The sequence below is a fragment of the Pseudodesulfovibrio portus genome (genome assembly GCF_026000375.1).
Lineage (GTDB): Bacteria > Desulfobacterota > Desulfovibrionia > Desulfovibrionales > Desulfovibrionaceae > Pseudodesulfovibrio > Pseudodesulfovibrio portus.
Map to the genome: position 1 here is coordinate 3115142 of NZ_AP026708.1, position 11616 is coordinate 3126757.

Consider the following 11616-nt stretch of genomic DNA (forward strand, 5'->3'; position numbering starts at 1 on the left):
GTATGTTTTATTCGGCTGCTTCCCCTGACTGCTCAAGGGAGTGATTCCGTATGTCCGACTCCAATCTCATGGCCCTGGATGCCCTCAGCACCGTCCAGGCCGTTTCCGCCAACAACATCGCCAATGTGAACACCGACGAGTTCAAGGCGTCTTCCGTTGCGCTCGAATCCGGTCCCGGCGGCCAGGGCGTGGAAGTGGCGGCCATCCAGGAATCCACCACGCCCGGCGCGTTCATCGACGGGGTGGAGACCTCCAACACGGACCTGGGCCGCGAGATGGTGGACATGATCCGCACCGGCCACGCCTTTTCCGCCAATACCGCCTTTATCAGGGCCAGCGAGGAAATGACCGGCCATCTCCTGAATATGGTCGCCTGATCCACGGCTTGACACTTCTTTCCCTCCTGTCATACGTTCCATCATGGCCCGTCTGCGCGAACCCTGTTTCCGGGTGCGCCCAGTGCGGGCCATACTTGCGTTACGTTGACAACCCCTTGAACAGGGGACGCTCTTTCGCGCGGACCCCACCCGCGCGGATGCGCATACAAAAAGCTTTGGAAAAGGATGGGGATGGGGGTTCGGGGGAAGGGGAAGGAAAAGCCTTTCCCGAAAGGTTTTTCCTTACCCTTCCCCCAGCCGCCGGAGGCAAATCATGACCGCGAAGACTTTGAAGACCGATTTCGACGTTATCATCGTGGGCGGCGGCCCGGCCGGGCTGTTCGCCGCGTACTGGCTGGGCGAGCATTCCGACCTGGACGTGTTGCTCATCGACAAGGGCAAGAAGCCCCTGATCCGCGATTGCCCGCTGTCCGGCGATCAGGAGTGCGTCAAGTGCCGCCCGTGCAACATCCTGTGCGGCGTGGGCGGGGCGGGGTTGTTTTCCGACGGCAAGCTCAACTTCATCCACAAGCTCGGCAAGACCGACCTGACCCAGTTCGTGGGCACGTCCGAGGCACGCGCGCTCATTGACGAAACCGAGGATATTTTCAACCGGTTCGGCATGGACGGCAAGGTCTTCCCCACGGACATGAACAAGGCCGAGGATATCCGCAAGGACGCCCGCAAGCACGGCATCGACCTGCTGGTCATCAAGCAGAAGCATCTGGGCAGCGACAACCTTCCCGGACACATCGCGGCCATGGCCGACTATATCCAGGATAAGGGCGTGACTTTCCACACCTCCGAAATCGTCAAGGACGTGGTGGTGAATAAGGGCAAGGTCACCGGGGTGGTCACCAATCGCCATGAGTACAAGGCGAAAAACGTCATCCTGGCTCCGGGCCGCGTGGGTGCCGAGTGGGTGGCCCAGGTGGTCAGGAAGCACGGCATCGAGGTCTCCCAGCGGGGCATCGAGGTGGGCGTGCGCGTGGAGGTCCACAACGAGATCATGCAGGACCTCTGCCAGGTCATCTATGACCCGACGTTCTTCGTGCGCACCAACAAGTACGATGACCAGACCCGCACCTTCTGCACCAATTATGGCGGGTTCGTGGCCCTGGAGAACTACCAGGATTTCGTCTGCGTCAACGGCCACGCCCTCATGAACACCAAGTCGGACAACACCAACTTCGCCTTCCTGTCCAAGGTGGTGCTCACCGATCCGGTGGAGGACAACCAGGCCTACGGGGAATCCATCGGTCGGCTGGCCACCCTCATCGGCGGCGGCAAGCCCATCCTGCAGCGGTTCGGCGACCTGCGGCGGGGAAGGCGGTCCACCTGGGACCGCATCGGCAACGGCTACATCGAGCCGACCATGAAGAACGTGGTGCCCGGCGACATCGCCATGGCCCTGCCCGAGCGCATCCTGACCAACCTCATGGACGGCCTGGAGCAGCTCAACAACGTGGTGCCCGGCGTGTCCAACGACGAGACCCTGCTCTACGCCCCGGAGATCAAGTTCTTCGCCACCCAGGTGGACACCCGCAAGCACCTGGAAACGGCCATCGAAGGGCTCTTCGTGGCCGGTGACGGGCCGGGCGTGGCGGGCAACATCGTGGGGGCCGCCGCCACCGCGCTCATCCCTGCCAAGGAGATTCTCAGGCGTGGCTAGGATGGCCCGCCATGAGGAAATGACGGCACAAGTTATGGTTCCATTGTCCCGGTCGGCGTTTGCGTCGGCCGGGATTTTTTCTGGTCTGCCCGCAGGTTTCTAGAATATTTTTAAAAAATACGATTAAACTCATTGACATAGCGTCATTATATTGACAGAGAGGATGTATAGTAAAGAAATAGACGCGGGCTCCCCATATCCCGCTCACCTGATATCCACCCGACTTCGGAGGAGAAATGGCGCTTAACCTGGACGGTATCATCGGGAACAGTCCCGCTCTTGCCAAGGTCTTCAAGGTTCTGGAAAAAGTCGCTCCCACCGACAGCACCGTGCTGGTCACAGGGGAATCCGGCACAGGCAAGGAACTGCTTGTCCGTGCCTTGCATCAAAACAGCGTCCGCCGGAGCAAGCCCTTTGTGCCCATCAACTGCGGGGCCATCCCCAAGGAACTGCTCGAATCCGAGCTCTTCGGCCATGAGAAAGGGGCGTTCACCCATGCCATCCGGACGCGACCGGGCCGCTTCGAGCTGGCCGACGGCGGCACCATCTTTTTGGACGAGATCGGAGAAATGGATTTGTCGCTCCAGGTCAAAATCCTTCGCGCCCTGCAGGAGAAGGAGATCGAGCGGGTCGGCGGCACCTCCATCATGAAGGTGGACGTGCGCGTGGTGGCGGCCACCAACCGCGACCTGGAGGGGGAAGTGGCTGCGGGTCGGTTCCGCGAGGACCTGTTCTATCGGCTCAATGTTATCCCCCTGCATCTCCCGCCCCTGCGCGAGCGCAACCTGGACATCCTGCTCCTGGCCGAGCACTTCCTGTGCAGTCACTGCACCAACAAGGATCGGAGAAGCCTCAAGCTTGCCGAGAAGGCAAAGGAGATGCTCCTGACGTATTCCTGGCCGGGCAACGTGCGCGAGCTGGAGAACTTCATGGAGCGGTTGTCCATCCTGTGCGACGGCAACGAGGTGCAGCCCGAAGACCTGCCGGGCAAGATTTTCGAGGACATTGGGGAGACGCCCCTGGTCAAGGTGGAGGAAGTCCAGCCGATGGCCCCGCTGGGCTTTGCCTGGCCCCAACTGAGGGACATGACCGACAAGGACATGAAGCTCAAGGAGTTCCTGGAAGCCATCGAGGGGCGGCTTTTGGAGGAGGCCCTGGACCGGGCGGACGGGGTCAAGAACAAGGCTGCGGAACTGGTCGGCATAAAGAGAACCACGCTCATCGAGAAACTGAAAAAACGGAATCTGCTGTAGATCCGGGGAAGCACGGGCGACCCCTTGGTCGCAGGATAGCACGACTATTGCATAACTACCCGACGTGACAGTGAAAAGCGCCAAAATTGCAGCCTGGCCGCTGGTGGCGGCCCTGATCGTGGGATGGATTTTTGTCAGTCCCGCCCATGCCCTGCGTGTGAATTTCCAGTCCAGGGGCGACTCTGACAGGCTGACATTCTCCTTTGATTCTGACCAGTTGCCGCAGTCGAGCGTTTCCCGTGTCGGAGAGCGCGAGATCACTGTTTCCCTGCCGGCCGGTGGCTGGGACACCGAGCCCAAGCCCACTGTCAAAGATTTCCCCGGCAAGTTGGTGGAATCCATTTCCGCCACCGAAGACGGTGTGCGCATCGTCACGAAAACCAATGCGTTCGGTTATATCCGGGTCCCGTCGTCGGGCAAGCCCGAATTCGTGCTCCAGATTTTCCGCGATCCCATCGGTGCCCGCTGGAAACCGGTGCAGGCCGCGCCTGTGCCCGCTCCCCAGCAGCAACCCGCTCCTCCTCAGCCGCCGGATCAGGCGGAACAGCCCCGGCCCGGCGCGGCCCAGGTGGCTCAGGCACTGGATGCGGCCGTGCTGGACAAGGAGACCGAAGCGCAGCCGCCCATCAAGGGCGAGGCCGACCTGCCGGTTGAATCCGCCGAAGCCGACCGAAAACCGTTTTTCGCCGTACCGTACTCGGTGCGGAATGAAGTCGACGCCCCTCCGGGCGGCGAGCCCCAAGGCATGACCCCGGCCCCGGCTCCCGTGTCGCCCGAAGCCGAGACCGGCAACTATCCGCCCGGCAGCGAGTTGCGCTTCAAGGCCGTCAACAAGACCGCCGAGGAAGTGAAATTCGCAGAATTGGCGGGCGAGGGCAATCAGTCCGTGCTGGTGGACCAGCCCGGCGCTCCTGCAGTGTCCGGCCCGGTGGTCGGCCAGGTGACCGGCCCGGTGGTCGGCCCGGTGGAGGGCGCTGGACAGGCCGGTGGCGTTGTGTCGCCGCCTGTTTCGGTGGAAGGCGAGGGACAGGCTGGAGGGGCCGTTACCCCGCCGCCCGGCGAGCCCGTGGAAGAGCGTCAGGCCCTGGCACCCCTGGTGACCACTCCGGAAATGTCCGGGCAGGGGCAGGTGGGCGGAGCAGTGGCCCCGCCGCCGCCCGTGGTGGTGGAGGGCGCGCCGCCGCCGGAACCCACACCCGAGGACCAGGACCAGGTGGACGCCGTGGTCAGTCAGGTTCAACCGCCTGCGGAGACGGCTCCCAAGCCCGATTCGCAGGTCGAAGCCGCCACAGAGCAGCCCGCCCCGGAAGTGGCCGAGATGGCCGAGGGGGAAACCCCCGCCGCAGAGGACCGGCAGGTCGAGCCCGGTGCGGAAGGCGAAGCGCCACCGGAACTGACTCCCGAGGAGCAGGCCGAGGCCCGGCAGAAGGAAATCCGGGACAAGCTGTATGAAGGCCAGTCCCTGATGTTCAACGGGGCATTGGACGCGGCCCTGCCCATCTTCGAGGATATCCTCAAGCAGGCCGACGTGCCCGACGATGTGCGCGAGGAAACCCTGTACGCCGTGGCCGACATCAAAAAGCAGCTTCATTCCGAGGACCCGGCGGCCAAGTTCGACGAAATTTCCCAGGCCTTCATCGAGGCCATGAACGCCAACCTGCGTTCCAACCGGGTGCCCAGGGCGCTCCTGAACCTCGGGCTGCTCAATCTTCAGGTGGGCAACTTCCCCGAGGCGCGGGCGTACTTCAAGATCCTCCAGGAAAAGTATCCGGACGACGACAACATCCCGTCCATCAGCTATTATTGGGGCGAGTATTTCTATAAGAAGCGCGACTACAAGAAGGCCGCCGACCAATTCCAGTATCTCATCCAGACCTACCCGGAACACCAGCTCGTCAAGCAGGCGGCCTACTACCTGGCCGATTCCCTGCATCGCACCGGCTTCCTGGAACAGGCCTTTCAGATCGTGGACTACATCGACAAGCGGTGGCCCGACTACTACATGGAAAACATGGAGTTCCTGCGGCTTGCGGCGGGCGTGGAGATGCAGCTCGGCAAGTGGGAGGCGGCCAAGGATCATTACTTCACCTATTTCAATCTCAATCCGGACGGAGAGGGGGCGGGCGTGGTCCTGGCCCGTCTCGGCGACATCTACCTGCGGCTCGGCTTGAAGGAGCCCGCCAAGCAGGTATACGAGAAGACCATCACCAATTATCCGGCCCAGGAAGGGGCCATGATCGCCAAGATGCGTCTGGCCGAGGAGGGCATCTACGACGACCCGGCCATGCACGAAATGGTGGATGTCTTCGACAGGCCCTACAACCTCAATCCGCAGAAGGTCTACACCGAGATCGTGCAGAAGCACCCGGACAGCGAGTTGGCGCCCATCGCCCAGCTCAAGCTGGCCATGTGGTACGCCTTCAACAAGAAGTATCCCGAGGCGCTGACTGCGGCCCAGGACCTGCTGGAAAAGTACCCGGACAGCGAACTGGGGTTCAAGGCCCGCCAACTCGGCGATTCCGTCTTTGTCCTGGCCGTGCCCGGCATGCTCGGCGAGGAGCGTTATGCCCGCGTGGTCCGGTACTGGGAGACCTATGATTTCATCGGCAAGGAAGGGTCCAAGGTCGACGACAAGACCCGGCTCGCCATTGCCACCAGCTATTGGAAGATCGGCCGGCCCGACAAGGCGCTGGAGATGATCGAGCCGTACCTCCAGGAGAAGCAGATACCGGGGACTTCGGACGACGCCCTCGGCCTGGCCGTGAACATCTACCTCGACCAGCTTGAATGGAAGAAAATCGCGGACCTGGTGGCCATGGCCACCAGGAACTGGACGCTCAAGGAGGCCCAGCAGCGGCAGCTCGACTACGCGCGGGCCATGTCCCTGCAGAACCTCGGCGATTTGAAGCAGGCCATGCCCATGTGGGCGGAGTTGGCCAAGGATACCACCGTGGACCCGGCCTTCCGCGCCTATGCCATGTATTACATGGCCAAGGACGCCATGCAGCGCCAGGACCTGCGACGGGTGTTCGTCTACTCCCAGGAAGCGCTGGCCCTGTTGCTCCAGACCGACGGCGACCCTGAAAAGATCAAGGACACCGTGCTGATGTCCATCTACGCCACCGAGCGGTCGGGCCGGTACGAGGAGGCCCTCAAGTGGGCCAGGGAGTATGACAAATACATCAAGGTGGAGAACCCGGAATGGGCTTCCACCCGGTTCAAGCTCGCCCGCATCTACCGCAAGGCCGGGGCCATGGACGAGTGGAGGCAATTGCTTGAGGACATCATCGAGAAAAAACCCGAGAGCCTTCAGGCCCAGCTCGCCAAGTCCGCCCTCGACACCTACGACCTTGAACAAAAGGCCTCCGAGTACAGGCCCGGTCCCTAGCGACCGGGATGCTTCGGCTCCTTTTCTCCCTCTCAAATCTTCTGTTGCCGTTCAGCGGGGGGTGGTTGCCGGTACAGTTTCGTGATACTGGTCGGTCAGTTGTTCGGAGTGCGATATTCGAGAGGTGATATATGGATAGGCCACCTGTTGTTGCCGGTCGGTTTTATGATGGCGTTGCCGACAACCTGAACGCCGTGGTGGACGGGTTCCTCGGGCTGGGTGCGGGCAGGCGCGAGGAGCCGACCCTGCTGGCCATGGTGCCCCACGCGGGGTATGTCTTTTCCGGAGCGGTCTGCGGCAGGACCCTGGCCGAGGCCAACCTGGCCGAGACCGTGCTCCTGTTCGGGCCGAACCACACGGGCCGGGGCGCGCCGTTCGCCCTGTGGAGCGAGGGAAACTGGATGGTCCCCGGCGGGCCTGTCCCCGTGGACACGGAACTGGCCGAGGAACTCATGGCCGCCGACTCCCACATCACTCCGGATATCGAGGCCCATCTGGGCGAGCATTCCATCGAGGTCGTGCTGCCGTTCCTGCAGCGGCTGAATCCGGCCACTCGCATCGCGCCCATGGCCGTTTCCATGCCCCATCTGGACGTTCTCAAGCAGGTGGGCAGGAACATCGGCCAGGCCCTCAAGGTGCTGGGCCGCCCGGTGACCATCGTGGTCAGTTCTGACATGAGCCACTACATCACCCATGAGGACGCCAGGAAGCGGGACGCCATGGCCATCGGCGAGGCGGTCAAGCTCGACCCGGCGGCCCTGTTCAATACCGTGCGCTCCAACAACATCTCGATGTGCGGCGTCATGCCCATGACCGTGGGGCTGTTCGCGGCCCTGGAGCTCGGCGCGACCAGGGGCGAACTGGTGGCCTACGCCACCTCCGGCGAGGTGTCGGGCGATTATGACCAGGTGGTCGGATACGCAGGAGTATTGGTGAGTTAGGAGGGGTGGATGTTCAGGATTCTGTTGGTTCTTTTTGCTGCATGTGTTTTTTCTCTGCCGGTCCGGGCCGGAGAGTACCCTATGAACGAGGTGCCCATGTACGGCGGCATCGAGAAGACTCCGGCCTTGTTGCAGGCGGATGAACATCTGATCAGCGACATCGAGGCCAAGGGATATACCAGAGAGCAGGGCGCAGTGCTCTTCGCCAAGCGGGGATGGGATTTCTTCCGCAAGGGCGACATGTCCACCGCGATCAAGCGGTTTAACCAGGCGTGGTTGCTGGACGGCGACAACTACCAGGCGTATTGGGGGTTCGCTCTGGTCTATCTTCTCAGGGACGCTGATATTGAGAATGCCGATAGGATGTTTGTGAAGGCCTTGTCATTGGAGCCAGATGCTGGGAACTTTTATATGGAGTACGGTCGGTTCACGGCTGAAAATAAGTCCGAAAACCCTGAAGAGGCTATTGCCCTATTTCAAAAAGGGTTGGCAATAGCCCCCCGGATTCGTGATGGCTATGTCGGCTTGATTTTGTCCTACGACGAAAAAAAGGATGTTGAATCGGCGTACTATTGGTATCGGCAAGGCAAAACGCATGGAGTATTTTCCGCCGATGAAGTGAAGCAGTTCGAATCGATGTTCCAGGACACCGGGATACAATAGAGAATCTGATCGAGAACGACAAAGGCCATCCTTTTGGATGGCCTTTGTCGTATTGTTCCGGCGACCTGCCGGGAATCATCAGACGTGTCAGGAGCCCCGATTGTAGCCGACCGTGGGCTCACCATCCTGGACGATGACAGGGACCTTGCGCTGTCCGTTCGAGTACCCGAGCATGTCCTCCATGTCTTTCGGATTCATCAGCACATCCCTGAATTCGGCTTCCGGGTAGGCGTCCAGCGCCCGTTTCGTATGCGGGCATCCGGCCTTCCCGTAGATGATTATATCAGCCACGACAATGCTCCTCATGTTTTCAATCAGCCTACTCCTGGACATAGCCCCTGTCCATGTTCCAGCCCTGTAAATCCCGCCACGGCCACCACCCCCGCGAAGCGGCGCCAAAAAGTTCTGGAGGGGGAGTCCGGCGGGGGAACCTCTTCCAAGAGGTTTCCCCGCCGGTCGCCGAAGGCAACAAAAAAACCGCCCTGTCCGGCTAGGCCGGGCAGGGCGGTTCATTTAATGCGTCAGTTCGCGACTAGCGACGTCCGCCGCCGCGGTTGTCGCGACGACCGCCACGGTCGTTGCGGCCACCACGGTCATTGCGACCGCCGCGGTCACCGCCGCGCGGGGCGGGGCGCTTGAAGTCTTCCAGGTTCACTTCCTGGCCGGCTTCTTCCATGAGCCATGCCTTGCGGGACAGGCGGATGCGTCCGCCGGGCTCCAGGGAGATGCACTTGACCCACACTTCCTGGCCGAGCTGGACCACGTCTTCCACGCGTTCCACGCGTTCGAAGTCGAGCTGGGAGATGTGCAGCATGCCTTCCAGGCCGGGCAGGATTTCGACGAGGGCACCGACTTCCAGCACCTTGCGCACGGTGCCGAGGTAGTTCTTGCCCGGTTCCGGCTTCTGGTCGTAGTAGAGGACCATTTCCTTGGCCTTTTCCATGGAAGCCAGGGTCGGGGCGAAGATGGAGATCTTGCCGGAATCCTCGATGTCGATGTCGGCTTCGGTCTCGGCGGTGATGGCCTTGATGTTCTTGCCGCCGGGTCCGATGACCGAGCGGATCTTTTCGGGATCGATGTGCACGACGGCCATCTGCGGGGCCAGATCGGACAGTTCCGGTCGGGGCGCTTCAAGGACTTCGGCCATGTGATCGAGGATATGGGTGCGGGCTTCCTTGGCCTGGTGCAACGCCTTCTTGAGGACGTCCTGCGGGATGCCCGCGATCTTGATGTCCATCTGGATGGCGGTGATGCCGTCACGGGTGCCCGCGACCTTGAAGTCCATGTCGCCCAGCGCGTCCTCGTCGCCGAGGATGTCGGTCAGGACGAAGTACTGGTCGCCTTCCTTGCACAGGCCCATGGCGATACCGGCGACGGGGTCGGAGATGGGCACGCCCGCGTCCATGAGGGACAGGGTGGCGCCGCACACGGATGCCATGGAAGAGGAGCCGTTGGACTCCATGATTTCGGAGACCACGCGGATGGTGAACGGGAAGTCGTCCTGGTTGGGCAGCACGGGCGAGATGGCGCGTTCGGCCAGGGCGCCGTGGCCCACTTCGCGGCGGGAGGTGCCGCGCAGCATGCGGGCTTCACCCACGCAGTACGGGGGGAAGTTGTAGTGCAGCATGAACCGCTTGGTGGCGTCGCCGAGCAGGGAATCGTAGCGCTGTTCGTCGCGGGTGGAACCCAGGGTGGCCACGGCCAGGGCAGAGGTCTCGCCGCGGCGGAAGAGCACGCTTCCGTGGGTCTGGGCCAGGATGCCGGTCTCGATGGACAGCGGGCGGACGGTGGTGGTGTCACGGCCGTCGATGCGCAGGCCTTCCTTGACGATGCGCTCGCGCACGATCTTCTTGGTCATGTCGCCGATGACGTCGGACACGGCGGCCAGCTTGGCCTCGTCATCCGGGAACTTCTCGGCGACGGCTTCCTTGGCCTTCTGCTTGGCAGCGTCCTTGGCGGCGTAGCGGACCATCTTCTCGGGGGTGGTCAGAGCGGCCTTGAGGTCGTCGGTGATGATGTTGCCGAGGAACTCGACCACTTCTTCGTCGCGTTCGGGAGCCTCGACCTCGATCTTGGGAACGCCGACCTTGGCGCGGAGCTCGTCCTGGAGGTCGAAGAGCGGGGTGACCTGCTCGTGGCCCCAGGCCAGGGCGTCGGCAACCAGATCTTCGGAGACGAAGTCGCCGCCGCCTTCAACCATGACCATGGCGTCGCGGGTGGCCGCGAAGACCAGGTTCAGGGAGGACCTTTCCTCAATGCCCTTGTAGGTGGGGTAGAGGACGAATTCGTTGTCCACGTAGCCCACGCGCGCACCCACGATGGGGCCGAGGAAGGGCATCTTGGAGATGTGGCAGGCGGCGGAGGCGCCGGTCAGGGCCAGGACGTCCGGGTTGACATGCTTGTCGGCGGACAGGACCGTGGCGATGACCTGGACCTCGTCGGCGAAGCCTTTGGCGAACAGGGGGCGGATGGGCCGGTCGATGAGACGGGAGACCAGGGTCTCGCGTTCGGACGGGCGGCCCTCGCGGCGGAAGTAGTTGCCCGGCACGCGCCCGGCGGCGTAGGCCATTTCCTGGTAGTTGCAGGTCAGGGGGAAGAAGCCCCGGTCGATTGCCAGGGGCTGGGTCACGGCCGTGACCAGGACGGTGGTGTTGCCGGACGAGATGGTCACGGCACCGGAGGCCTGGCGGGCGTATTTCCCGGTTTCGATTGTGATGTCGATGTCGCCGACCTTGGCGGTCAGGCTGGTGGCATCAAAAGGAATCATTGTCATAAGTGATTTCCTACCTTTTAAGGTAATAGGTGTATCACTTCCTGCGTATGACCCTCTGTCGGGTTAGCCGGCTTGGGGAGGAACTGTTGGGGCGATCCCAAAAATGCCTTCCGCAGCCAACTAAGCTGAACCTCGAGGTGTACGAAGCCAAGACGGCTCCGTCGCAGAAAGTGACGTAAACAGGCGGGGGAAGCTTGCGCTTCCCCCGAACACTAAACTTTCAAAGAACTACTTGCGCAGACCGAGGCGGCCGATGAGGTCGCGGTAGCGCTGGATGTCCTTGTTCTGCAGGTATTTGAGAAGTTTTCGACGTTGTCCGACGAGCTTCAGCAGACCGGTGCGGGAGTGGTGATCCTTCTTGTGGGTCTTGAAATGGTCGGCCAGGTACTTGATGCGTGCGGTCAGCAGGGCCACCTGGACCTCGGGGGAACCGGTGTCGCCTTCGCAGGTCTTGTACTCTTCAACGATTTTCTTCTTGTCTTCAGCAGTCATGACCACAGCGTTATCCTCCTAAGTTGGATGTTGCTTTCTATTTTTTGCCTTCCGTGC

The 11616-nt window shown here is 61.9% G+C and carries 9 protein-coding genes; 6 read left to right on the plus strand and 3 right to left on the minus strand.

Annotated features, from left to right (window positions below):
- Positions 1-50: 50 nt before the first annotated feature.
- The 6 genes from OO730_RS14950 to OO730_RS14975 all read left to right on the plus strand — a co-directional run bounded on the left by OO730_RS14950 (position 51) and on the right by OO730_RS14975 (position 8294).
- Positions 51-377, plus strand: coding sequence for a flagellar basal body rod C-terminal domain-containing protein (locus OO730_RS14950; protein ID WP_264982284.1), 327 nt, complete (start codon positions 51-53; stop codon positions 375-377).
- Between the two features lie 274 nt (positions 378-651).
- Complete coding sequence (locus tag OO730_RS14955) at positions 652-2049, plus strand: NAD(P)/FAD-dependent oxidoreductase (RefSeq protein WP_264982285.1); 1398 nt, start codon at positions 652-654, stop codon at positions 2047-2049.
- Positions 2050-2285: 236 nt separating this feature from the next.
- The gene (locus OO730_RS14960; RefSeq protein WP_264982286.1) at positions 2286-3302 is read left to right on the plus strand and encodes a sigma-54 interaction domain-containing protein; all 1017 of its coding nucleotides are present in this window, start codon (positions 2286-2288) and stop codon (positions 3300-3302) included.
- A 70-nt stretch (positions 3303-3372) separates the two neighbouring features.
- Positions 3373-6690 (plus strand): tetratricopeptide repeat protein, encoded by a 3318-nt coding sequence (locus OO730_RS14965; RefSeq protein WP_264982287.1) that lies wholly within the window; start codon positions 3373-3375, stop codon positions 6688-6690.
- Between the two features lie 131 nt (positions 6691-6821).
- Positions 6822-7631 carry an AmmeMemoRadiSam system protein B gene (gene amrB, locus OO730_RS14970; RefSeq protein WP_264982288.1) on the plus strand — a complete coding sequence of 270 codons (810 nt, stop codon included), beginning with the start codon at positions 6822-6824 and terminating at the stop codon, positions 7629-7631.
- Between the two features lie 9 nt (positions 7632-7640).
- Positions 7641-8294, plus strand: a complete 654-nt coding sequence (locus OO730_RS14975; RefSeq protein WP_264982289.1) for a tetratricopeptide repeat protein — start codon at positions 7641-7643, stop codon at positions 8292-8294.
- An 87-nt stretch (positions 8295-8381) separates the two neighbouring features.
- Here OO730_RS14975 and uxx1 read toward each other — a convergent pair whose 3' ends face one another.
- The 3 genes from uxx1 to rpsO all read right to left on the minus strand — a co-directional run bounded on the left by uxx1 (position 8382) and on the right by rpsO (position 11565).
- Positions 8382-8585 (minus strand): UXX-star selenoprotein family 1, encoded by a 204-nt coding sequence (gene uxx1, locus OO730_RS14980; protein ID WP_264982290.1) that lies wholly within the window; start codon positions 8583-8585, stop codon positions 8382-8384.
- Between the two features lie 241 nt (positions 8586-8826).
- Positions 8827-11067, minus strand: a complete 2241-nt coding sequence (gene pnp, locus OO730_RS14985; RefSeq protein WP_264982291.1) for a polyribonucleotide nucleotidyltransferase — start codon at positions 11065-11067, stop codon at positions 8827-8829.
- Positions 11068-11295: 228 nt separating this feature from the next.
- The gene (gene rpsO / locus OO730_RS14990) at positions 11296-11565 is read right to left on the minus strand and encodes a 30S ribosomal protein S15 (RefSeq protein WP_264982292.1); all 270 of its coding nucleotides are present in this window, start codon (positions 11563-11565) and stop codon (positions 11296-11298) included.
- Between the last annotated feature and the right edge of the window lie 51 nt (positions 11566-11616).